General features: G+C 66.0%; 17 protein-coding genes. 4 read left to right on the plus strand and 13 right to left on the minus strand.

Annotated features, from left to right (window positions below; translation table 11 throughout):
• Nucleotides 1-72: 72 nt before the first annotated feature.
• Nucleotides 73-2,496 carry a DNA internalization-related competence protein ComEC/Rec2 gene (locus J0O65_RS04695; protein WP_215404564.1) on the minus strand — a complete coding sequence of 808 codons (2,424 nt, stop codon included), beginning with the start codon at nucleotides 2,494-2,496 and terminating at the stop codon, nucleotides 73-75.
• Nucleotides 2,497-2,690: 194 nt separating this feature from the next.
• Between J0O65_RS04695 and J0O65_RS04700 the strand changes: the two genes are divergently transcribed.
• Both J0O65_RS04700 and J0O65_RS04705 read left to right on the plus strand, forming a co-directional pair.
• Nucleotides 2,691-2,999, plus strand: coding sequence for a hypothetical protein (locus J0O65_RS04700; protein ID WP_215404565.1), 309 nt, complete (start codon nucleotides 2,691-2,693; stop codon nucleotides 2,997-2,999).
• Entirely contained in the window at nucleotides 2,996-4,981 is a 1,986-nt protein-coding gene (locus J0O65_RS04705) for a helicase-related protein (protein ID WP_215404567.1), read from the plus strand. The genes J0O65_RS04700 and J0O65_RS04705 overlap by 4 nt, the downstream gene beginning before the upstream one ends.
• Before the next feature lie 3 nt (nucleotides 4,982-4,984).
• On the opposite strand, the gene J0O65_RS04710 is transcribed toward J0O65_RS04705, so the two are convergent.
• The 12 genes from J0O65_RS04710 to J0O65_RS04765 all read right to left on the minus strand — a co-directional run bounded on the left by J0O65_RS04710 (nucleotide 4,985) and on the right by J0O65_RS04765 (nucleotide 20,627).
• Nucleotides 4,985-5,458 carry a T6SS effector amidase Tae4 family protein gene (locus J0O65_RS04710; RefSeq protein WP_215404569.1) on the minus strand — a complete coding sequence of 158 codons (474 nt, stop codon included), beginning with the start codon at nucleotides 5,456-5,458 and terminating at the stop codon, nucleotides 4,985-4,987.
• Nucleotide 5,459: 1 nt separating this feature from the next.
• Nucleotides 5,460-5,849, minus strand: a complete 390-nt coding sequence (locus tag J0O65_RS04715; RefSeq protein WP_215404571.1) for a Rap1a/Tai family immunity protein — start codon at nucleotides 5,847-5,849, stop codon at nucleotides 5,460-5,462.
• Nucleotides 5,850-6,030: 181 nt separating this feature from the next.
• The gene (locus tag J0O65_RS04720) at nucleotides 6,031-7,260 is read right to left on the minus strand and encodes a PQQ-dependent sugar dehydrogenase (protein ID WP_215404573.1); all 1,230 of its coding nucleotides are present in this window, start codon (nucleotides 7,258-7,260) and stop codon (nucleotides 6,031-6,033) included.
• Nucleotides 7,261-7,264: 4 nt separating this feature from the next.
• A complete protein-coding gene (locus J0O65_RS04725; protein WP_215404575.1) occupies nucleotides 7,265-8,065 on the minus strand; it encodes a TatD family hydrolase in 801 nt (266 codons plus the stop codon).
• Between the two features lie 2 nt (nucleotides 8,066-8,067).
• Nucleotides 8,068-8,802: a lipoprotein-releasing ABC transporter ATP-binding protein LolD gene (gene lolD / locus J0O65_RS04730; protein ID WP_215404577.1), complete on the minus strand. Its 735-nt coding sequence runs from the start codon at nucleotides 8,800-8,802 to the stop codon at nucleotides 8,068-8,070.
• Between the two features lie 16 nt (nucleotides 8,803-8,818).
• Nucleotides 8,819-10,084 (minus strand): lipoprotein-releasing ABC transporter permease subunit, encoded by a 1,266-nt coding sequence (locus tag J0O65_RS04735; RefSeq protein ID WP_215404579.1) that lies wholly within the window; start codon nucleotides 10,082-10,084, stop codon nucleotides 8,819-8,821.
• A gap of 32 nt (nucleotides 10,085-10,116) precedes the next feature.
• Complete coding sequence (locus J0O65_RS04740) at nucleotides 10,117-11,394, minus strand: lipoprotein-releasing ABC transporter permease subunit (protein ID WP_215404581.1); 1,278 nt, start codon at nucleotides 11,392-11,394, stop codon at nucleotides 10,117-10,119.
• A gap of 94 nt (nucleotides 11,395-11,488) precedes the next feature.
• A complete protein-coding gene (locus J0O65_RS04745; RefSeq protein ID WP_251373428.1) occupies nucleotides 11,489-12,781 on the minus strand; it encodes a TolC family protein in 1,293 nt (430 codons plus the stop codon).
• The gene (locus tag J0O65_RS04750; protein WP_251373431.1) at nucleotides 12,781-14,103 is read right to left on the minus strand and encodes an HlyD family type I secretion periplasmic adaptor subunit; all 1,323 of its coding nucleotides are present in this window, start codon (nucleotides 14,101-14,103) and stop codon (nucleotides 12,781-12,783) included. The genes J0O65_RS04745 and J0O65_RS04750 overlap by 1 nt, the downstream gene beginning before the upstream one ends.
• Nucleotides 14,100-16,253, minus strand: a complete 2,154-nt coding sequence (locus J0O65_RS04755) for a type I secretion system permease/ATPase (protein ID WP_215404583.1) — start codon at nucleotides 16,251-16,253, stop codon at nucleotides 14,100-14,102. Before J0O65_RS04755 ends, J0O65_RS04750 begins: the two co-directional genes overlap by 4 nt.
• Before the next feature lie 81 nt (nucleotides 16,254-16,334).
• Nucleotides 16,335-17,006: a PEP-CTERM sorting domain-containing protein gene (locus tag J0O65_RS04760; RefSeq protein WP_215404584.1), complete on the minus strand. Its 672-nt coding sequence runs from the start codon at nucleotides 17,004-17,006 to the stop codon at nucleotides 16,335-16,337.
• A 117-nt stretch (nucleotides 17,007-17,123) separates the two neighbouring features.
• On the minus strand, nucleotides 17,124-20,627 hold the full coding sequence (locus tag J0O65_RS04765) for an SdrD B-like domain-containing protein (RefSeq protein WP_215404587.1): 3,504 nt from the start codon (nucleotides 20,625-20,627) through the stop codon (nucleotides 17,124-17,126).
• A gap of 393 nt (nucleotides 20,628-21,020) precedes the next feature.
• On the opposite strand from J0O65_RS04765, the gene J0O65_RS04770 reads away from it, so the two are divergent.
• Together J0O65_RS04770 and recJ are read left to right on the plus strand one after the other, a co-directional pair.
• Nucleotides 21,021-22,073 carry a hypothetical protein gene (locus tag J0O65_RS04770; protein WP_215404589.1) on the plus strand — a complete coding sequence of 351 codons (1,053 nt, stop codon included), beginning with the start codon at nucleotides 21,021-21,023 and terminating at the stop codon, nucleotides 22,071-22,073.
• Entirely contained in the window at nucleotides 22,070-23,770 is a 1,701-nt protein-coding gene (gene recJ, locus J0O65_RS04775; protein ID WP_215404591.1) for a single-stranded-DNA-specific exonuclease RecJ, read from the plus strand. The genes J0O65_RS04770 and recJ overlap by 4 nt, the downstream gene beginning before the upstream one ends.
• Nucleotides 23,771-23,861: the final 91 nt, after the last annotated feature.

Genomic DNA, 23,861 nt, shown 5'->3' on the forward strand with positions numbered 1-23,861 from the left:
GGCAGCGCCGGGGCTGCCAACCCATGAGAAATATATACCATTAAAGCTATACCATTAAAGCCGCGGCGTCCGCTAGCGCCCATGCCAGTAGCGCGGCCGGCTGGCCCGATACCGCGTCACCTCGATATTGTCCCCAAACGCCAGCAGCACCGCCCCCTCCTCATCCGTGCGCAGGCGCGCAATGCCCATCTCGCCATAGCGCGCATATACCTGCGGCTTCGGATGTTTATAGCGATTCCTGTGTCCCACCTGGAAAATCGCCAGGGCCGGATGCACGGCCGCCAGGAATGCCGGCGTGGAAGACGTGCCGCTGCCGTGGTGCGGCGACAGCAAGACGTCGGCCGCCAGTTCGCCGTCGCCAGAGCGCGCCAGCAATTGCGCTTCCTGCGCCGCTTCGATGTCGCCGGCCAGCAAGATGGCATGCTTGCCAGCCGTGATCTTCACGCTGCAGCTGCGGGCGTTGGGTTTCAGGGCAATGTCCGTATGGCTGGCGGGCAGCGGGTGCAGCATGGCAAAGTGCACGCCTTCCCAGGTCCAGCGCTGGCCCGCCGTGCAGTGCAGATAGGGCCGGTGCGACTCGCGCCGGGCCTCGACGGCCGGGTGGCCGTCGAACAGGGACGAGGCCAGCCATCCCACTTGCACGTTCTCCAGCAGCGACACGGCGCCACCCGCGTGATCGAGGTCGCTGTGGGAAATGATCACGCCGTCGAGTCTGGCGATGCCGCGCGCGCGCAGATACGGCACGATTACCCGGCTGGCGCCATCGGCATCGAGGCTGTAGGCGGGCCCCGTGTCGTACAGCAGGCGGTGCTTGTGCGTTTCCACCAGCACGGCCATGCCTTGTCCCACGTCAAAGGCCGTGATCCACATGCGCCCAGGCGGCGGACTCGATGGCAAGGCCGTCAACAGCGGCAGCCAGCCCAGCATGCCGGCCCAGCGGTGCGGCCATCCCCGTGGCGCCAGCAGCCAGGCCGTGCCGAACAATGCCCAGCAAAAACTCCACATTGGCGGCACGGGCGCCGTCCACACGGCAAAGCGGCGCGCACCCAGCCAGTCCAGCACCTGCGCCAGCATCTGCACGATGGCGTGTGCCAGCAGCAGCAACCCATCGGACAGCGGCGCCGGCAGCAGGCTGCCCGCCAGCGACAGGGGCGTGACGAGCAGGCTGATGACGGGGATGGCCAACGCATTGGCGACGGGAGACACCAGCGACACTTGCGAGAACAGCAGCATCGTCAACGGTACCAGCCCCACCGTCACCACATACTGCGTGTGCGCACCGAGCGCCACGGCCGCGCGCAGGCGGCGCCAGCGCCCGGCTTGCGGCGGCATGGGCGCCGTGGTACGGCCCGCCGTCGCGTACAGCATGGTGGCGACGGCGCCGAAGGACAGCCAGAAACCGGGCCACAGCACGGCCCACGGGTCGAGCAGCACGACGACGCCCAGCGCCAGGCACAGGATGTGGCCTATGCTGGTGATGCGTCCCAGCCACAAGGCCAGCGCCACCACCAGCAACATATACAAGGTACGCTGCGCGGGCACGCCGAAGCCGGCCAGCAGCACATACACAAATGCCGCCAGCGCACCGGCCAGCGCCGCCACTTTTTGCGCCGGCAGCAGCAAAGGCAGTTGCCGCTCCGTGAAAAACGAGCGCCGCCACAGCGCGCCCGCCCCGAGGGCGAACAGACCCGCGATCATGGTGATGTGCAGGCCGGAAATCGAAATCAGATGACTCACACCCGTGCGGTTGAATACCTGCCAGTCCGACTGGGGAATGGCGCGCTGGTCGCCCACCACCAGCGCCACGATCACGCCCGCATACGGTTTATCGTCCAGGCTGCGCAGTATGCGCGCGCGCAAGGCCGCGCGGCTCGCTTCCACCACATTGCCAAAGCCGGGCACGAAGGCGGCCAGGCGCACGTTCGGCGTATCGGCGCGCGGCTGCGGCCGCACATAGCCGGTGGCGCGCACGCCCTGCTCCAGCAGCCACGCCTCGTAATCGAAGCCCATGGGATTGGCGTTGCCGTGCGGACGCTGCAGCCGCACGGTGAGGCGCCAGCGCTCGCCCGGCTGCACGTCGCCCACGGCGTTCGTCACTGCATCGCGAAAACCCGCGTACCAGGACAGCGCGATCAGGGGCGGCACCTTCGCCCCCACAGCCTTCTCCACGGTAAAATTGAAGCGCACCCCCTGCTCGAAGCGGTACGGCAGGCTGGCGATGGTGCCCGTGACAACAATATCCTGCCCCTCATCGGCCAGCGCCAGCTGCGGTGCCATGGCTGTCTGGGCCAGCCAGGCGGCCCAATAAAAACCCAGTCCCACGCCAGCGGCGAGCGCAACAACGGAACGCCAGCGCGCGTGACGGCGCAGCAGTAGTGCCAGCAACAGCGACATTCCAGCGATAACCCACAGCAACATGGCCGCATGCGGCGGCAAGCTGGCCTGCGTCTGCAACCAGGCGGCGCCAGCGGCAAAGCCGAGTATCAGGGTGCGCATGAAAAAGCCAAATCCGCTCGCTGCGAAAGGGACCCAGTTACTGTGAGCGTTTTCCACTCCTTGCCACCTGATCTGGCGCAATGGTGCATGGATAAGAACGCGCATGCGCGCCATCCGGCGCCACCGCAGGCGAAACTTTCCGCATGCTAAGATGGCCATCCGGCGCCCTGGCGCCACGACCTTGCGGACCTTGCATGACGACACTGACAGCGGCAGAAACCTATTTGCAGGACTTTCATCAAAGGCAAGTGGGCGTCACCCGCGCCGCGTTTGCCCATCTGCCAGCCAGTTCCCCCGCCAGCACCTGGACCTCGTCCGACGACATGCTGACCAGCCTGATACCGGCCTCGGACACGCCATTGAGCGTGCTCGACCTGGCCTGCGCCTGGTGCGCGCGCGTGCCGCCTGAATCTGCCAGTGCCAGTGCCAGGGCTGTCGCCACCGCCCGCCCCCATCGACGGTATAATCGGCCTCGCTTACTTCTACACCCAGGCACGACATGACTTCCTCCGCACTTCCTCCCGACACTTCCACCGACATTTCCGATAGCACCGAAGACAATAACGACGCCACCCTGGTCGCGGAACTGGGGGAACTGGCCGAGCATATCCGCCTGGTCAAGATGGAAGGCCGCGTCTTCGTGCGCTTTTCCGGCGTCGTCAAGGCGGGCCACCTGGTGGTGCCGTATGCGCTGGTACCAAGCCAGGGCGTGCTGGCGCGGCCGGCCAAGTGGCGCAAGATGGACCGCGAGACCAAGCTGGCCCTGGTGCGCGAACGGGCCAGCGCGGCCGTCTTCGAGGAACTGCGCCAGCACGTGATCGATTTCGTCGCCGATATCGCGGGCCTGAGCGAAGACGTGGACACGGACCCGATGGTCTTCCTGCATACGCTGGCCGACATGCAGACGTCGGAGCCGGCCGGCATGGTGTTCGACCGCATCCGCCAGCGCTTCAATCACGCCATCGAGCGCCAGCAGGAAGAACAGCATGCGGCGCGCACGCGCCAGAGCATCAACCTGGCCGAGTATCCCGCCTCGTTCGAGATGGCGCGCCGCCTGCCGCGCCGCTTCATCGCCCTGCTCGGCCCCACCAATTCCGGCAAGACGCACCGCGCCATGGAAGCGCTGGTCAAGGCGAAAAGCGGCATCTACCTGGCGCCCTTGCGCTTGCTGGCCCTGGAAAACTACGAACGCCTGCAGGAAGCCGCGCCGCATGGCAAGCCGCTGGCCGTGAGCCTGATCACGGGCGAGGAGCGCCGCGTGGTCGACGGCGCCACGCACGTGGCCAGCACGGTGGAAATGCTGGACACGAAAACCGTCGTCGACGTGGCCGTCATCGATGAAATCCAGATGCTGGCCGACCCGGACCGGGGCGCCGCGTGGACGGCGGCCGTCTGCGGCGCGCCCGCCCACACCGTCTACCTGGTGGGGGCGCCCGAAGCGCGGCGCGCCATCGAGGCGCTGGCCGAGCGCCTGGATTGCCCGCTGGAGGTGCACGTACTCAAACGCATGGCGCCCCTGTCGATGGAGCCGACGGCCGTGCGCAAGGTGCGCAACCTGCGCCGCGGCGACGCCGTCATCGCCTTTTCGCGCCGCGAAGTACTGATGTGGCGCGACATGATCACGGAAACGGGGCTGTCCGTGGCCACCGTCTACGGCAACCTGTCGCCCGAGGTGCGGCGCGCGCAGGCGCAGCGCTTCCGCGACGGCACGGCCGACATCGTCGTCGGCACGGACGCGCTGGCGATGGGCCTGAACATGCCGATCGCGCGCATCGTCATGACCACCTGCGTCAAATACAATGGCCGCGAAGAGGAAGAGATTTCGGCCGCGCTGGCGCGCCAGATCGCCGGGCGCGCGGGCCGCTACGGCGTGCATGAAGAGGGACTCGTGGCCGGCTACGACAACGAGACGCATGAGGTCATGCGCGCGCTGCTCAAGGAAAAGCTGCATGCGCTGAACACCAGCGGCTTTGCCGTGGCGCCGTCGCTCGAACATCTGCACCGTATTTCGTCGGTGACGGGCGAACTGTCGCTGTCAAAACTGCTGCGCCGCTTCATCCACAACATCGACGTGCCGGACGGCTTCTTCTTCCCCCGTATCACGGAAGACCAGAAGGAGCGCGCCGTCTGGCTCGATACCCTGCCCCTGTCCGTGGCCGACAAGTTCACCCTGTCGCTGGTGCCGATCTCCAGCAAGGTACCATCCCTGCAAACGGCGTGGGAGCACTGGGCGAAGAATCTGTCGCAGGGAAAAACGAGCACTCTGCGCCAGCACGCCTACGGCGGCGGCACGCAGAATTTGCAGCAGGTGGAAGACACTTGCCGCTACTATTCCGCGTATGCTTGGCTCAGCTACCGCCTGCCCGAATTCTTCCCCGATATCGCCGTGGCGCAAAACCTGTCGCGCGATGCGTCCGAGCGCGTCGACTCCATCCTGCGCGCGCACAATGCGGCCTCGCGCGGACGGTCGAAGAAGTTCAAATAGGCCTTATCTCAATTCCCAGAACCACACTTCGGCGCAGGTCCAGTAGCACTCCGAACCGCACACCTGCACGCCGATGGATGGCAGCAGGATGTCGATATGCCCGCCCGCGCCGCCCAGGTAGCCGGGAATGCGGAAGAAGGCGACGAGGCCCTTGCGCTGGCCGATGCCGGCGATGGCCCCATCCCGGCTGAATTTTTCGGGCGCGCCAAACATCGAGGGGCTGGCCAGCATGTGCGCCAGCTTGGCCTGTCCCGGCTCGATCAGCGCGCCCTTGAATGGCCCCTTGCGGATGGCCATGCGGCCTTTGACCTGGACGCCGGCCTTGATCAGGGCCAGGCTGACGCGGATGGCGCAGGTATTGGCAAAGCTGTCCTTGCCGATCAAGTCTTCCCAGCCGATTTCGCCGAACAGGGCGGCCTGGTCAACGGCGGCCACGCTCGAATAATTCTCTCGCAGCTTGATGAATGCAGGTTTCACGTCAGCCTCCCGTGGGTGATGGAGTGGGACAGGGAAAACGCCGCGCCAGGATGGCGACGACCAGGGCCGATGCGTCGCCCTGGCGGGCGCGGAGCGGCAGCTTTTTCAGTTCAACGATGACTTGCGCATCGATTTCCACCGTTTTCACGCGGCCCGTATCGCACCACTGCCTTCCCTGCGCCGCATCGGCCACGCCGGCCAGGTAGCCTTTCGCAAAACGCTGACCGAGAAGGAAAGCGGGATCTGGCGCCTCCCCCGCTGCCGGTACCTCTTGGTAATACGCGATCAGCTGGTCGGCGCTCAGGCGTGGCGCCGGCGCGTAAATGCCGCCCTGCGCACGCGCGCTCGGCAGGCACAGGCACAGCGCAACGACGAGCAAGGGTGAATGCATGGCCAACCCTGATCAGTGGGGAACGTCTGGCCGATTGTAGGAGCATGCGGCAGGCCCGCACTGAGCGAGGTCAAGCGCAGGTAGGGTAGGTCGGATTAGCGCGTCCGCAGGGCGCGCGTCATCCGACGACATTGTGGGCGCTACGGGTGTTGTCGGGCTACGGCCTTCAGCCTAACCCGACCTACTGCTGAAAATGCAGCTTGAGCACCAGGCCATTGTGGTCGTCGGCCATGTAGATATCGCCATCCTGGCCCTGCTTGACGTCGACGGGCGCGCCCCTGCCCTGCTTGCCCTTGCGCTCCCAGTTGCTGATCAAGTCGACGGACTTGCCCAGCGGCGCGCCGGCCTTGTCGGGCAGCAGCGCCACCAGGCGGTGGCCGTTGCCGCGGTAGCCATGGTAGCCGATGATCAGGCTGTTCTGGTACAGTTCCGGGAAACGGTTGGCCGTGTAAAAAGTCATGCCCAGCGGCGCGGCGTGGCCGGGCAGCAGGCGCTGCGGCGCCGTGTATTGGGCGTCGCAAGCCGTCTTCGGGTACTCGGGGCTGGCCACATTGTCGTCGTAGCAGTACGGCCAGCCATAGTGCCGGTCGGCCTTGATCAGGTTCAGTTCTTCGTGCGGCAGGTTTTCATCGCTTTTCAGTTGCGGCATGGCGGCCTGGATGGCGTCGCGCGCGTTTTCCGCCTGCCACAGCTCGCCCGTGGCCGGATGGAAGGCAAGCGCCATCGAATTGCGCAAGCCGCGCGCATGCGTGCGCCAGCTCGTCACCGTGCCGGCCGGCCAGGCCATCTTGTATTCTCGGATGGCGCCCAAGGCCTCCGGGCCTTCTGCCGAAGGGCAAGCCTTGGCCGGATCGGGCGCCTTGCCATCGTTTTCGCAATGGTCGGTGCTCGAGCCCACGTTCACGTACAGGTCGCCCTTGGGACTGAAGCGCATGTTCGTCAGCAGGTGCAAGCCCAGGCCCGGCAGGCGCGGCGTCTTCGCCTTGCCGCCGATGACGTCGGTGAGCGCGCGCGACGGATCGCGCAAGTCGAAGCGGAAGATGCGCCCCACTTCGCCCACGTAGACCATGCCATCCGGTCCCTGCACGATGCCGTTCGGGCGATCGAGCTTGTCGAGCAGCAGCTTGCGCTCGTAGCTGGCGCCGGCCGTCTTGCGCTGCAACAGCCACAATTTACCCTGCTTCGGCGCCCAACCCGCCATGTCCGTGACGAGGATATCGCCATTCGTCAGCGGCAGCACGCCACGGGGGAATTTCAGTCCGTCCGCCAGCACGGCCACGCAAAAGCCGGGCGGCGTGGCGACGTCGAGGCGCGGCATGCCGTCGCACTGGGCGCCTTGCGCCGCCATGGCGGGAACAAACGCGCCGGACAGGCAGGCTGCCAGGGCGCCCGCGAGCATTTTCTTGTTCATGGTCTCATTCCATCAGGGGTAATCTGGGCATCACGGCGCGCGCGTTGGCGCTGGTAACAGCCGCCACTTGGGCGATATCGAGGCCGCGCAGCTCGGCCAGCACGGCGCCGATGCTCGGCAATTCTTCGGGGCTGTTGCGGCCAGGGTGTATCCAGGCCGGGGAAATATCGGGCGCGTCCGTCTCCAGCACGATGGCGTCCAAAGGCAGGTCCGCAGCCATGCGGCGTATCTGCAGCGCGCGGGTGAACGTCATGGCGCCGCCGAAACCGAGCTTGAAACCGAGGTCGATATAGCCCTGCGCCTGCTGGAAGCTGCCATTGAACGCATGCGCGATGCCGCCGTTCGGGCGGATCTGGCGCGCGTGCTTGAGGACGATGTCCTGCGAACGGCGCACGTGGGTCAGCACGGGCAGATCGAAGTCGCGGGCGATTTTCAGCTGCTCGCGCAAAAAATGCTCCTGCCTGGCGCGCATGGCCGGTTCGCACAGCATGGGGATGAAGAAATCGAGGCCGATCTCGCCGATGGCGACGAAATTCGGATCGGCCATGGCGACCTGCACGGCCTCGCGCAGGGCGAGCAAATCGTCCTCGGTGGCGTGCGGTACGTAGATCGGATGGATGCCCAGCGCGTAGCAGGCGTTGGGCGCCGCTGCCGCCAGCTCGCGCACGATGGCGAAATTGGCCCGTTCAACGGCGGGAACGACGATCATCGCCACGCCTTGCGCACCCGCGCGCGCCGCCACCTGCAGCGATTCGCCGCCGAATTCGTGCGCGTCCAGGTGGCAGTGCGTGTCGATCCACGGCATGGCTAGTCTCCCTGGTATTGGTACGGCTGCAGTCCTTCGTCCGTCAGGCGCAGCACGCGGTCGCAGCGCCTGGCCAGTTCGATATCGTGCGTGACGATGACGAAGGCCGTGCCCAGGGTGCGCGACAGTTCCAGCATCAGGTCGAAAATCTGTTCGGCCGTGGCGTGATCGAGGTTGCCCGTCGGTTCATCGGCCAGCACGCAGGCCGGCTGCGTGACGAGGGCGCGGGCCAGGGCCACGCGCTGGCGTTCGCCGCCCGACAATTCACCCGGCGTATGCGTGACGCGCTTGGCCAGGTTCACGCGCGTGAGGATCTGCTGCGCCAGCTCGGTGGCGGGCGCGCGCTTCATGCGCCTAATCATCAGCGGCATGGCGACGTTGTCGAGCGCGGAAAACTCGGGCAGCAGGTGGTGGAACTGGTAGACGAAACCCAGCGAGGCGTTGCGCAAGTCGCCGCGCGCCTTTTCGCTGAGGTTGGCGAAGTCCTTGCCCAGCAGGGTCACCTTGCCGCTGGTGGGCGTATCGAGGCCGCCCAGCAGGTGCAGCAGGGTCGACTTGCCCGAGCCGGACGCGCCGACGATGGCGACGCGCTCGCCGCGGTGAACGTCGATGTCGATGCCGGCCAGCACCTGCACCTTGTAGCTGCCCTGCGTGAAAGTCTTGCCCAGGCCGCGGCAGGAAAGCACGGCGGAATCGGCGGAAGCGCCGTTGGAAGCAGGTTTGTTCAGATCGGTCATGGTCGTAGTCAGTGGTTTATTCATAGCGCAGGGCTTCCGCGGGTTTGACGCGGGCGGCCCACCAGCTTGGGTACAGGGTCGCCAAAAAGGCGAGGATCACGGCCAGCACGCCGATCTTGGCGACGTCGGGCCAGCGCAGGTCGGACGGCACGGTGCTGATGAAATAGATGTCCTTGGAGAGGAATTGCACGCCCAGCAGGTGCTCGATGAAGGGCACGATGACGTCGATGTTCATGGCCACCAGCACGCCGCCGCCCACGCCCAGGATCGTGCCCAGGATGCCCACCAGCGCGCCCTGGATCATGAAAATCTTCATGATGGAACGGGGCGAAGCGCCCAGAGTGCGCAGAATCGCGATGTCGGCCTGCTTGTCCGTCACCGTCATCACCAGGGTCGACACGAGGTTGAAGGCGGCCACCGCGATGATCAGCGTCAGGATGATGAACATCATGCGCTTTTCCGTCTGCACGGCGCTAAACCAGTTGGCGTTCAGCTTCGACCAGTCGCGCAGCCACAGGTCGCCCGGCATGGATTTTTTCAATTCCGCCGCCACTTGCGGCGCCCGGTTCATGTCGGCCAGGCGCAGGCGCAGGCCGGACGGGCCATCGATGCGCAGCAAACGCTGGCCGTCTTCGATATTGATGAAGGCCAGGCCGGCGTCGAATTCGTTGTGGCCCGCCTGGAAGATGCCGCTGACGGTAAAGCTGCGCATGCGCGGCAGCACGCCGGCCGGCGTGACCTGCCCCTGCGCCAGCATCAAGGTGACCTTTTCGCCGAGGTTGACGCGCAGGGCGCGCGCCAGCTCGATGCCCAGCACGATATTGAAGGTGCCAGGCTGCAGCGCCTTGAAGCTGCCCATGCGCGTCTGGCCGGCCACGTCGGAGACGTTCGGCTCTTCCTCCGGCAGCACGCCGCGCACGATGGCGGGACGCAGCGCATCGTCGCGCAGCAGCATGCCCTGCGTTTCCACGAACGGCGCGGCGCCCTTCACGGCCGGATTCTTGAACGCTTGCGCCGCCTCGGCGCGCCAGTCCGGCATGCTGCCGCTGTTGTCGAACACCTCCACGTGGGCCAGCACGGACAGCATGCGGTCCGTCACTTCCTTCTGGAAGCCGTTCATCACGGACAGCACGACGATCAGCGCGGCCACGCCCAGGCCGATGCCGGCCATGGAAATGAGCGAGATGAAGGAGATAAAACTGTTGCGGCCACTGCGCTTGCCGGCTCGCGTGTAGCGCAGGCCGACCAGCCATTCGAAGGGCAGATTCTTGAAAATACTCATTGTTCAGGCGGTCTTTATCGTTTCTTGATGTGTTATTCGTAGCGCAGCGCCTCGGCCGGCTTGACGCGCGCGGCGCGCCAGCTCGGGTAGATGGTCGCCACCAGCGCCAGGCCAAAGGCGATCAGGCCGATCTGCGCCACGTCCAGCCAGTGCACGTCGGACGGCACGGCGCTGATCTGGTAGATTTCCTTCGAGATGAAGTGCAGGCCGAAGATGCCTTCGATGAAGGGCACGATGACGCCCACGTTCAGCGCCAGCACGACGCCGCCGATCACGCCCAAGGCACTCCCCAGCAGGCCGACCAGCGCGCCCTGGATCATGAAGATCTTCATGATGGAGAATGGCGAAGCGCCCAGGGTGCGCAGGATGGCGATGTCGGCCTGCTTGTCGGTCACCGACATCACCAGGGTCGAGACAAGGTTGAACGCGGCCACGGCGATGATCATGCTGAGGATGATGAACATCATGTTCTTCTGGCTTTGCACCAGCGCATACCAGCTGGCGCTGGCGCGCGACCAGTCGCGCATCCACAGCTGGCCCGGCATCGAGGCCTTGAGTTCACGCGACACCTGCGGCGCCTGGTTCATGTCGTGCAGGCGCAGACGCAGGCCGGACGGGCCATCGAGCTGCAGCAGCTGCTCGGCGTCCTGCATGTTGACGAAGGCCAGGCTGCCATCGAGTTCATTGTGGCCCGCCTCGAAGATGCCCGTCACCTTGAGCGCGCGCATGCGCGGCATGACGATGCCGTTGGCCGGGTCGCCCGCCTTTGGCTCGCGTTCCAGCATCAGCGTGACGTTCTGCCCCACTTTCACGTCGAGCGCCTTGGCCAGGTCGATGCCCAGCACGATGTTGTAGGAACCTGGGGTGAGGTCCTTGAAACTGCCCTGCTTCATCTGGGAGGCCACGCTGGAGACGGTCGCTTCCTGCTGCGGCAGCACGCCGCGCACGATGGACGGGCGCATGGTTTCGTCGTTCAGCAGCATGCCCTGGGTTTCCACGAACGGCGACACGGCCTTGACTTGCGGGTTGGCGTAGGCGGCGCGCTCCTGCGCCTGCCAGTTCGGCATGGAGCCGCTCGTGTCGAACACTTCGACGTGGGCCAGCACCGACATCAGCCGGTCGGTGACTTCCTTCTGGAAGCCGTTCATGACGGACAAAACGACGATCAGGGCGGCCACGCCCAGGCCGATGCCGGCCACGGAAATGAGGGAGATGAAGGAAATGAAGCTGTTGCGGCCACTGCGCTTCCCGGCGCGCGTATAGCGCACGCCGACCTGCCACTCGAAGGGAAATTGTTTGATGATGCTCATGCGCTCCCGCGACAACGATGATATGCGAGCGCGCAGTGTGCCACACAATGGGCATTTCATGCATCAACTCTGCGTGAAACAGCGCACGCCGGCCCTATTTTACCTCCTGCGCCAGGCCGAAAACCCGCAACAGCTGCCCCGCCAGCGCATATTGCCGCATCTGCGCCAGGGTCAGGCGGTGCAGCTGGTCGATGCGCCGCTGCTGTATCGTGAAATAGCTGTCGCGCGTCTGGATGACCTGCTGCAGGTTGCGCCGGCCCGCCTCGTACTGGATGGCCCCGCCGCGCACGACGAAGGCCATCTTCCTTTCCTGCTCGTCGAGCAGGGCCAGGGTGCGCTGCGCATTGGCGATGCGCGGCAGCATGCTGGCCAGGTCGGCGCGCGTGCCCTGCTCGGCGCGCGCCACGTCCGCCTCGGCCGCCTGGGCGCGGCTGACGCTCTCGTCGCGCTGCGCCAGGCTGCCGCCGCCAAGCGGGAATTCCCAGCTCACGCCCACCGACCAGCCCCGCTGCTGGATGGTCGACGGCGGCGGCGTCGTCTTGTTATTCAGCAGATGGCTGACATTCAGATCGATTTTGGGGGCCAGGGTGGCCGCCACGCCGCGCACGCGCAGCTGCGCCGCGGCAGCCCGCTCGCGCGCGGCGCGCAACTGCGCCTGCTGCGTATCGGCATGCTCCAGGGCTTGGGCCGGCAGCGGTGCAAAGGCGAAATCGGCAAACTGCGCCACCGGCTCGAAGGCCAGCGCCTCGAGCTTGATGCGCGCCGCCTGCTGGTCCGTCAGCAAGCCGTCGTGCACCAGTTCCGCGTCCAGCTGCGAACTTTGCGCCAGTTCGCGGTCCACTTCCGACGATTTGCCCAGCTCCGCCTGGCGCGTCACCTGCCGCACCAGCTGCGTCACGTCGCGCAGACGTTCCTGCGACTGCAGCAGGTTGCGTTCCAGGCGCTGCATGTCGAAATACGCTTCGGCCAGCTTTTCCGCGCTTTCCGCGCGCGCCCGCTCCACGTCGAAGGCGGCGCCCGCCATGTCGCGTTCGGACGCATCGAGTTCGGCGCGGTCGGCGCCGCCGTTGTACACGTTCCAGCGCACGCTCGCTTCCACCTGGTGCGTGCGCCGTTCCACGTCCAGCGCGCCATCGAGGTCCTTGCCGCGGCCCCGCGTCGCCTGCAGCGCCGCCGTCGGGAACAGGCGCGAACGGGCCTGCCTGTAGCGCGCTTCGGCGGTGGCCAGCGCCGCCTGCGCCGCGATCACCTGCGGATCGCGCGGCACCGCCCGCGCCAGCAAGGCGGGCAAGCCGCGCGTGGACTGCGCCTGGAAGGTGGCCGGCGGCGCGGTTTGCGCCGCCGCATTGGCGCAGGCGAGCGCCATGCACAACAAAAAGGCACGCATCACCGCTCCTGCAGGGAAGACTGCAAGCCGCGCAGCACGGGCTTGAACACATATTGCAGCACCGAGCGGCGCCCCGTCAGGATGCCCACGTCGACGGGCATGCCGGGCGTGACGGGCAAGACCTTGCCATGCGCCGTCAGCTGGCTGCGGTCGGTACTCAGCTGCACTTCGAAATACGGCTCGTTGCGCTCGTCGGGGATCGCGTCGGCGCCCACGCGCACCACCTGCGCCTGCATGCGTCCATAGGTAGTGGCGTCATAGGCCAGCACATTGGCCGAGGCGCGCTGCCCCACGTGGATAAAACCGATGTCCGACGGTTTCACGCGCACGGAAATCAGCATTTCCGAATCGGCGGGCACGATTTCCAGGATAGGTTTGCCCGGCTGCGCCACGCCGCCCACGGTCGCCACCAGCACGCGGTTGACGACGCCGTCGACGGGCGCCGTCACGTCGCGCCGGCTCACCTGGTCCTGCTGGCCTTTCACGGTGCTGGCCAGCGCGCCCGCCTTGGTTTCATATTCGCTGCGCTGCGCGCCCCACTGGCCGCGCATGCGCGCTTCCACTTCGCCCGCCTGCGCCTGCGCCTCGGCCAGGGTGGCCGCCAGGCGCGGCACGGACGCGCGCAGGCCGTCGAGTTCCGTGCGCTGCTGCTGCACGCGCTGCTGCGCATTCAGGTAGTCGCCGCGCGAACCGGCGCCCTCCTTGAACAGGCGCTCCTCGATCGACAGGCTTTCCAGCGCGATCTTCAGGCCCGTATCGAGTTGGGCGATGCGGCTGTGCGCCTCGGCCAGCTCGCCGCGCCGGCGCGTCACGCCTTCGCGCGCGGCCGCCGTGGCCGAGGCGAATTCGCGCTGCCCATCGCGCCACAACTGCGTTTCCTTGGCGATCAGCTCGGGCGCCTCTTTCTGCCATTCCGGCGCAAACCGGGGAGCAGCACCGGACAGCAGCGCATCGAGGCGCGCCCTGCCCGCCAGCGCGGCCAGGCGGTTCTGCACGCTGGCGCCCAGGTTGGCCTCGTACTGGGCCGTGTCCAGGCGCAGCAGCAAATCGCCGCGGCGCACCCGCTGGCCCGGCTTCACCAGCATGTCGCGCACGATGCCCCCTTCCAGGCTTTGCACTTCCTGCAGGTGCGACGGCGGCGTGATGGCGCCACGGCCATGCACGGAGACGTCGAGCTGGGCGAAGGCGGCCCAGGCCAGCACCAGCACCAGCAGCACGGCGATCAGGGCCAGCATGCGGATGACGATGCGCCGCGGCTCCCTTTCCGGGTCCGGATGGGCCGCCGGCAGAGGGCGGGCGTTCGGGGCGTTCAGCGCGCTCATGCCGCCACTCCCTGTTCCACCGCAGGCTTGGCCGCCTGGCTGTTCAGCACCCGCATGACCTCGTCGCGCGGGCCATCGGCCACGATGCGCCCCTTGTCGAAGACGATCAGCCGGTCCACCAGCGCCAGCATGGCCATGCGATGGGTGACCAGCACGATGGTCGTCTCTTTTAATGTCCGCAGGCGGGCGATCAAGCGCTGCTCCGTGGCCGGATCGAACATGCTGCTCGGCTCATCGAGCAGCAGCATCGGCGGTTTCACCAGCAAGGCGCGCGCCATGGCCACGGCCTGGCGCTGGCCGCCGGACAGGCGCTCGCCCCGCTCGCCCACTTCCGTCGCCACGCCGTTGGGCAGCTGGGTGATGATGTCATCGAGGCAGGCCAGGCGGATGGCGTCGAGCAGGCTTCCGTCGTCCGGCTGGCTGCGTCCCAGTTCGATGTTTTCGCGCAGGCTGCCGTGGAACAGGGTCACGTCCTGCGGCACGTAGCCGATCTGGCGGCGCAGGCTCAAGGGTTCCAGCTGGGTGCTGGCCAGGTCGTCGAACAGCACGCTGCCGCTCTGCGGGCCATATTGATTCAGCAGCAACCGCAGCAGGGTGCTCTTGCCGGAACCGAGCTTGCCGATCACGCCGACACGTTCGCCGGGGCGTATCTGCAGGTTGAGCTTATCGAGCAGCGGCGGCGAATTCGGATAGGCAAAGCCCACGTCGCGAAATTCGATGCGCCCGGACAGGGGCGGCGCCTGCAGGCCGGCCGCGTCGTCGTCGGTCGGCGCTTCCATGATTTTATTGAGTGCGCGATACGACAATTTGGTCTGTTCCCAGCGCATGATCAGGCCCGCGATCTGGCTCACGGGGGCCAGGGCGCGCCCCGTCAGCATGCTCACGGCGATGATCTGGCCCAGGGTCAGCAGGTGTTCGCCCATCAGCAAGGCACCCGTGGCCACGACGGCCACGCCGGACAGCGCCAGCACGGCCGTGTTGATGTAATTGACCCTGCTGACGATTTCGCGCGTCTCGACGCTGTTGGCGGCGATGGCCACCGTCAGGCTTTCCCATTTGCGCCGGCTCCATGCTTCGGCGCCCAGCGCCTTGATGGTGTCGAGGCCATTCATGGTTTCAAACAGGTGCGCCGTGCGCTGCGCGCTTTCCTGCATCGAGGCGGCCACGTGGCGCGCCAGGGCCGCGCGCGAGGCAAAGGCGACCAGCAGCAGGATCGGGATGGCGGCCAGGGGCACGAGCACGAGCCAGCCGCCCACCAGGGCGATCACCAGCAGGAACAGCAGCAGGAAGGGCAAGTCGCCCAGGGTCGTCAGCGTGGTGGAAGCAAAAAATTCGCGCACGGATTCGAAATCGCGCACGGTATTGGCCAAGGTCCCGCCGGAAGCGGGCCGGCTGGCCGCGCGCAGGCGCAGGCACTGGGCGAAGATATTCGACGACAGCGCCACGTCCATGCGGCGCGACGCCGTTTCCACCAGTTCGCCGCGCAGCAGGCGCAGGGCCAGCTCGAAGCCCGTCAGCACCACCACGGCGATCGTCAGCACCCACAGGCTGGCCGTGGCATTGTTCGGTATCACGCGGTCGTACACGGCCATCGCATAGAACGGCACCAGCGCGCCGATGACGTTGAGCACCAGGGTGCCCAGCAAGGCCCAGCGGAAGACCCAGCGGTTGCGGTTGAAGACATCCCAGAACCAGCGCCCCGCCGCCGGCACGCTGTAGAGCAAGCTGCGCTGGTCGAAAAACATCACGGGCCGCACGGCCACCCAGCGTCCATCGGGCACTTCCCGCGCCAGCGCCGCCGCATCGAGCCAGGCGCTGCCGGCGATGCCGGGCACATGGCATTCATATTTACCATCGGCAATCGCCAGCACCACCAGCGCCTGCCCTTCCCCGTTGAGCAGCAAGGCCGGCATTTCCGTGGCGCGGCGCGGCTTGTCCGCCGCCAGCGCGGTGCCGGCCAGGGTGGCTTGCGCCAGCGCCTGGTCGAGGAAACCGGCGGCGGCCGGGCCGGCCTGGGCCGCCACGCTGGCGCGCAGGCGCTCGGCCTGCACGGCCACGCCGAAAAAACGCGCCAGGAAAACGATGGCCTCGGCGATGGCATGGCTGGACGTGCCGGCGGAAGCGGTGGAGGTGTCGGGGGGTCGGGTCATGATGGATTCACAGTAAAACGCTGCGGCGCGCCGGTCGGGCGCGCCGCAGCGGGATCCTATCGCTTGCGCGACGGGCGAGGATTAATGCAGCGCGGCAGCGCCCTTGCGGCGGCGCGCCATGAAGCCCAGCAAGCCCAGGCCCGCGACCAGCATGGCCCAGGTTTGCGCTTCCGGCACGGGCGACACGCTGAGCAGGGTTTGCGAAGCCGGGTTGACGCTCGTCAAGCTCGTGTAGTTGTACAGGTTCTGGATGGCGCCATTGCCCGTGGCCACGCCCAGCATGGTGTTGGCCTGGCTGACGACGGCATTGCTCAGGTTTTTGAAGCGCAGCTCGCCCGTCAGCAAGTTCGTGTTGTCGTTATTCAATTCCCACAGGGCCAGCTGGAAGGCGGCGGCACTGTTGGCGCTGGTCGACACATTCGCGACGGACGAGGCGTAATACCCTTCATACAGGCGCTTGACGGCATCGCTGGCGGCGAAGGCGCCGCTGCTGTAGCTGTTCGAACTGTTGCTCAATGCGACGTGGGGATCGAGGCAAAACGCCAGGAAAGTGTTGCTGTCGTACTTGACTTCCCACAAGGTCGGCGAGATGGCGCTGCCCGGGCCGAAGGCGCCGCCGGCAGCCGTAAACAGGCTGACGCTGTGGGAATCGACAACTTGCAGGTTGGAAACGGCCAGGGCGTTGCCGCTGGCAAGGGCGAACGTGGCTGCGGCGATGGCGCCGCGAACGAGCAGGTGCATGGATTGTTTCATGGTGGTTTCCCTATTTCTGTTATCAAGTGTGGAAAAAAGCGTGGAAAAGCGCCGGCGCCCCGTGACGGGCGCGCCGGTGCGGCATTGCCGGGCAGGATTACGGGCCGGCAAGGGACATCAGGCAGCCATTTCCTGGGGCTGGGCATGCGCGTGGGCCATGGCGCGGCGCAAGACTTCGGCCATCTCGGATTGGGCATGGACTTCGGCGGCCGGGGCCGCAGGGGCGGCGGCGACGGTGGTCACCGCGCCATCCTGGCCCAGCACCACGTCGAGCGTGCTGTCGTCGCGCAGCAGGTCGGCCATGCTGGGCAGGCGTACGCCGGCGGCGGCCGCATCCTTGGCGTCGACGTTGAAATACACGTCCGTCATGTCGACCGTCTTGCCGTCGGCCAAGGTGGCGCTGCTGCGTTCCAGGTGCAAATTGCTGTTGGCGTCGAGGAATGGCAGTTCCGTGTAGCTGACCGCCAGGCTGGCCACGCCCGCGTCGTGCAGCGACATCAGCTCGCCGTCGTCCGTCACGCCGTTGCTGTTGGCGTCGCGCCAGATGCGCAGTTCGGCGAACTTGTCATCGCGCGCATCGACCACGCCGTCGTGGTTCGAGTCATAGCTGGACAGCTTGGCGAAGCCCGTGCCCTTCTCGTTGCCGCCGAACAATTCGGAGATATTATCGATCTTGCCATTGCCATTGCCGTCGATGGCCAGCAAGCCGTCGTGGGCCGAGACCCAGCCCGTCTGGATGGCGCTGCCCGTGCCCAGCAAGTCGAAGCCGCCGTGGAAATCGGCGCGGGCGATCGTGTGCACGCCGTCACCGTTGAGGTCGATCACGATGGGCGTGATGGCCGCATCCCAGCTCATGTCGTTCTGTCCCGACGCCAGTTTCAATATGTCCGTGTAGACCACGTTGGCCGTCGTGCCGTTGCTGTTGACGTCCGAATCGATGTTGTCGTTCGTGCCCACGTTCTTCGCGCCCCAGCGCCACGTGTCCATGGCGTAACCGGCGTGATACACGCCCGACTTGTCGAATTTGAGCGAATAACTGCCCGGATCGAGGTTGCTGAACAGGTAATTGCCGTAGGCATTCGTGTAGGTGGTGGCCAGCAGCACGCCGCTGCCCGAGTACAGCTGCACCTTGATGTTGGCGATGCCCGCCTCGTTGGCGTCCTGCACGCCGTCATGGTCGGCGTCGCGCCACACCTTGTCGCCCAGGCTGGCCTTGCGGTAAATGCCCGCATCCCAGCTCATGTCGTTTTGGCCCGCGGCCAGGTTGATCAGGCCCGAGCGCCCGGTGCCCGTATCGACGTCGGAATCGGCCGTATCGCTGCCGACATTCGCCTTGGTGTAGTAAAAGCCCGAGGGACGGATGACTTCCACCTTGTAGCTGCCGGCCGCCAGTTCGCTGAACAGGTAATTGCCGCTGGCATTGGTCGTCGTCGTGGCGATGACCTGGTTATACGCATTGAGCAGGTTGACCTTCACGCCCGCCACGCCCAGTTCGCCCGCATCCTGCACGCCGTTGTAGTTATTGTCTTCCCACACGCGGTCGCCGATGGAAGCCGTGTTGAGCTTGATCAGGCCCGCATCCCAGTCCAGCTGCACGTCGCCCGATTTCAGGGTGACCCAAGTGGTGGTCAGGCCGGTGGCCGGATTGACGTCCGAATCGGTGGCATAACCGCCGATATCGGCCTTGGTGAAGCCGTAGCCGGCCGGCGGCACGAAGCCCAGGTAGTAATTGCCGGGCACCACGTTGCTGAACAGGTAATTGCCGCTGGCATCCGTGGTGGCGCTGGCCACCACGGCGCCCTGCGCGTTGTACAGGTTGACTTTCACGCCGCCCACGCCCGCCTCGCCCGCATCCTGGGTGCCGTTGCCGTTCGCATCGAACCACACGCGGTCGCCGATGGAGGCCGTCTTGTACAGGCCCGCATCGAGATCCTTGTAGTTCTGGCCGGCAGCTACCGTCACCTGGCCGCTGTTGCCCAGCGCATTGATGTCGCTGTCGAGCGCGTCGTTGCCGCCCGCATCCTTGACGGTCGTCAAATAGCCGGCGGGCGCCACGACGGCGATGGAATAGGTACCGGGATCGACGCTGAAGTTGTAATAGCCGGTGGCGTCCGTCACGGTCGAGCCGATCACGCTGCCGGCCGCATTCTTCAGCTGCACGGTGACGCCGCCGATGCCGGACTCGCCCGCATCCTGCACGCCATTCATGTTGCTGTCATGCCAGACCCGGTCGCCCAAGGTCGCGGGCAAGGCCACGATGCCGGCGTCCACGCCGTGGTTGCTGTCGCCCGAGGCCAGCAGCACTTGCGCCGTGCGGCCGTCGGCATTCGCGTCCGAATCGCGCTGCTCGTCGCCGCCCTGGTCCTGGCCCGTGAAAGCGTAGCCGGCTGGCAAGGTGGTTTTATCGAACTGCACGCTGTAGGCGCCCGGCTTCAAATTCGTGAACAGGTAGTTGCCATTCGCATCCGTGAGCAGCGGGCTGCCGACGGCGTTGCCCGACGCATCGAGCAAGGTCACTTTCACGCCAGCCACACCCGCTTCGCCCCCATCCTGCACGCCGTTCTTGTTGCTATCGAACCAGACCCGGTCGCCCAGTTCGGCCGTGCGGTACAGGCCCGCATCGAGGCTCACATTGGTCTCGCCGGGCGCCAGGGTGACGGGCGCCATCTTGCCGCTGGCATCGATGTTGCTGTCCTTGCCCGCGTCGCCGCCCTGGTTCGCCGCCGTCGGCACATAGCCGGCGGGCGCCACCACGGTGACCGAGTAGGTGCCAGGATTGACGTCGAAGTGGTAGCCGCCGCTGGCGTCCGTCGTCGTGGTGGCCACGACATTGCCGGCCGTATCCTTCAGTTGCACGACGACGTTGGCGATGCCCGCCTCGCCCGCATCCTGCACGCCGTTGGCATTCCTGTCTTCCCATACGAAATCACCGAGGTGGGCCATCGGCACCTTGAAGGTCAGGTAATGGGGCGCCAGGCTCAGGTCCTGCGCATTGCAGCCGGCCGTGCCGCCATCATCGCGCACCTTGAAACCGAGGTCGAAGTCGCCGGCCACGGTCTGGCTCGGCACGAAGACCAGGTGGCCCGCGCGGATATCCTCGATGGAAACCTCCGTGCCCACCGCAACGGCCACGCCATTCAACAGGACCTGGCCCGCCGTGGTGGTATTGGTGATGACGATGGACTTGAAGCCGTCGTGCTCGACGTCGTCGTGGAAGCCGAAATCGCTTTCGCCCAGCACCACGCTGGCGCCGTCGACCAGGGTGAAGGTCTTGTCGGCCGCGTCGGGCGCGTCATTGACGGGATCAATGATGACTTGCAGGCTCAGCTGGACGATGTCGCCGTTGCCCTTGTCGATCGTCACCTGAATGGTGGAAAAGCTGCCGTTGTAGTTGGCGGCCCAGTCGCCGGGACGCACGTACACGGTGTCCGCGTCGAGCATGCCGAACAGGGGCGTGTTCTCCGTCGATTCCGTATCGTCCGGCAACAAAACCGTGAAATTCTTGATATTCAGTTCGCCTTGCACCGAGTAGCCGGCCTGGATCAGCAGGTCGCGGATGTCGAAATTCTTGTTGATGTCTTCGCAGACGTGGACCGTGGTCGACAGGTTGTAGGTAGTCATGCGGCCTCCTGACGGTACGCCACGGCGGCGGCAGGAGCGGAAATACGGGGGGCCAGGGCGCGATCAGCCTGGCCGCGCAAAGCGGCGAATGTATACATAGATGGGCTTCCAAGAAGAGACTTGTTAAAAAAATGAAGCCGGCAGATCTTGCATACAGTTTCGAGGGACACAGGAGCCAGACGACGCAACCACGCATCAGGGAGTGATTGTCTTTCCGATATTTAAGTTGTCGCAATTATATCCGCTATATTTTCAAAAGCAAATTAATTTCCAGTAATATCAATAAAATTTTTATAATTTTTTGCGTCTTTCCAGCGCCGCCGGTGTTGCCATCACGGGCCTGAAAACAGATGCGCCTTCTCGGCCCGCACCACAATCGCCTACAATCTCGGGATGAATCAACTTACCCTCGTCCTGCCCTTCGCCTTGCCCAATGCCGAACTGGCCGCCGACCTGCTCAAGGTCTTGCAGGCGCCCGCCCTGGCGGCGCTGCTGTCGCGCACCTCGACTTGCAATTTAGAAACTTTTGACAACGCCAACCGCCTGCTGCCGCACGAAGCGTGGCTGGCGCACGCGCTGGGCCTGTCGCCCGCGCCCAACGGCGAGGCGGCGCAGGCGGCCTTCGCGGCCCAGGCCATGCGCGGCTACGGCCTCGTGCCGGAACCCGGTGCGCGCTACTTCCTGCTGCATCCGGCCCACCTGGCCATCGCCCGCAGCCATGTCAGCCTGGAAGACTTGCGCCAACTCAAGCTGAGCGAAGCGGACGGCCGCGCCCTGTTCGACATCGCGGCCCCCTATTTCAACGAGATCGGCCAGCCCCTGTCGTATGGCGATGCGGGCACCTGGTTCATGCGCGCCGATGGCTGGAGCGATTTGCAGTGCGCCTCGCCGGACGCCGCCACCACGCAGGACCTGTCCGTCTGGATGCCGGAAGGCGAGCACGCGCGCGCCGCGCGGCGCCTGCAGAACGAAGTGCAGATGCTGTGGCATGAACATCGCGTCAACGCGGCGCGCGAAGCGCGGGGCTTGAAAGCCATCAACTCGTTCTGGATCTGGGGCGCCAGTGTGGCCACGGCGCAAGCGACGCGCTGCGCGGCCAGCCTGCATACCAGGGACGCGCCCGGCTGGCTGGCCGCGCTGGCGGAACCGGCGCGGCGCGATGCCGGTCCAAACAGTGTGCTGGCGGACCAATCCGACGCCATCGTCGTGCTGGGCGGCTTGACCGAAGCGGCGCAGGCGCAGGAATGGGGCCTGTGGCTGCAGCAGCTGCAAGCGCTGGAAGCCCACTGGTTCGCGCCCCTGCTGGCGGCCGTCAAGGATGGCCGCCTGGGGCAGTTGCGCCTGGTGCTCAGCCACCGCGACGCCTGGCTGGACTGCACCACCAGCAAGCATGCGCAGCGCAAATTCTGGCGCGCGATTACCCTGAACAAGTTGAAAGCATCATGACCCGTACCCGCATCGCCACCCGTCCCTGCCCCTACCGCGAATCCGAATTGCTGCGCCAGGGCGGCATCCATCCCGTGCTGGCCCGGCTGTACGCCTCGCGCGGCCTGTCCGACGCGAAAGAACTGTCGAGCGAACTGGCGGCCCTGATGCCGCCGTCCGGCTTGCTGCACATCGGCGCGGCCGGCGTCTTCCTGGCCGACGCGATTGCCGCAAAAAAACGTATGGTCATCGTCGCCGACTACGATTGCGACGGCGCCACCGCCTGCGCCGTGGCCATCCGCGGCTTGCGCGCCATGGGCGCCGACGTCGATTTCATCGTGCCCAACCGTTTTGAATACGGCTACGGCCTGACGCCGGAAATCGTCGCACTGACGGCCCGCGAAAAGTCGCCCGACATCATCATCACCGTCGACAACGGCATCGCCAGCATCGACGGCGTGGCCGAGGCCAACCGGCGCGGCATCCAGGTGGTCGTCACCGACCACCATTTGCCGGCCGACACCCTGCCCGACGCGGCCGTCATCGTCAACCCGAACCAGCCCGCCTGCGGTTTTCCCAGCAAACATCTGGCGGGCGTGGGCGTCGTGTTCTACGTCTTGCTGGCCCTGCGCGCGGAGCTGCGCCGCCGCGGCGTGTTCGATGCGCAGACGCAGCCCAAGCTGGACAACCTGCTCGACCTGGTGGCGCTGGGCACGGTGGCCGACGTCGTGCGCCTCGATACGAACAACCGCATCCTCGTCGCCCAAGGCTTGAAACGCATGCGCAAGGGCAATATGCACGCGGGCGTGGCCGCCCTGTTCCGCGTGGCGGGCCGCGAAGCGCGCAGCGCCACGCCATTCGACCTGGGCTTTGCCCTGGGACCGCGCCTGAACGCGGCCGGACGCCTGCAGGACATGTCGCTGGGCATCGAATGCCTCATCACGGACGACGAGGGACGCGCCTGGGCGCTGGCCCAGCAACTGAACGACATCAACCTGAAGCGGCGCGAAATCGAAGCGGAAATGCAGGATGCGGCGCTGCTGCACCTCGATGCGTTCGAACCGGCCAACAGCAGCACCATCAGCGTCTTCGACGCCTCCTGGCACCAGGGCGTGATCGGCATCGTCGCCTCGCGCCTGAAGGAAAAATTCTATCGCCCGACCATCACGTTCGCGCCCGGCGCGGATGGCTGGATCAAGGGTTCGGGCCGCTCGATTCCCGGCTTCCACTTGCGCGACGCGCTCGACCTCGTGTCGAAACGGGCGCCCAGCCTGATCGACAAGTTCGGCGGCCACGCCATGGCGGCGGGCCTGACCATCCGCGCCGACGCCTTCGACGCGTTTTCCCAGGCCTTCGAAGCCGTGGGCCAGGCCTGGCTCAGCGCCCAGCAGCTGGAGCGGGTGGTGGAAACGGACGGCCCGCTGGAAGACGCGTATTACACGACGGCCTTCATCGAGCTGATGGATGGGCAAGTGTGGGGCCAAGGCTTCGCCCCGCCCGTCTTCTGCGACGAATTTCGCGTCGTCAGCCAGCGCATCCTCAAAGAGCGCCATCTGAAACTGCTGCTGGAAAAGAACGGCGTGCGCTTCGACGCCATCTGGTTCGGCCACACGGACGCGCTGGGCGAACGCACGCGGGTGGCCTTCCGGCTCGATGCGAATGAATACAATGGCACGACGAAAGTGCAGTTGATGGTAGAGCACGCCGAGCCTGCCTGAGCACGCGGCATGCAGCTGTTGCCCTGCCTCAAACATCCGCCAGATAGTCAACATTCCCCCGAAGTAATAGCGTATCTAGTCATACAGGCAA

Source organism: Janthinobacterium sp. JC611 (genome assembly GCF_018682595.1).
Lineage (GTDB): Bacteria > Pseudomonadota > Gammaproteobacteria > Burkholderiales > Burkholderiaceae_D > Janthinobacterium.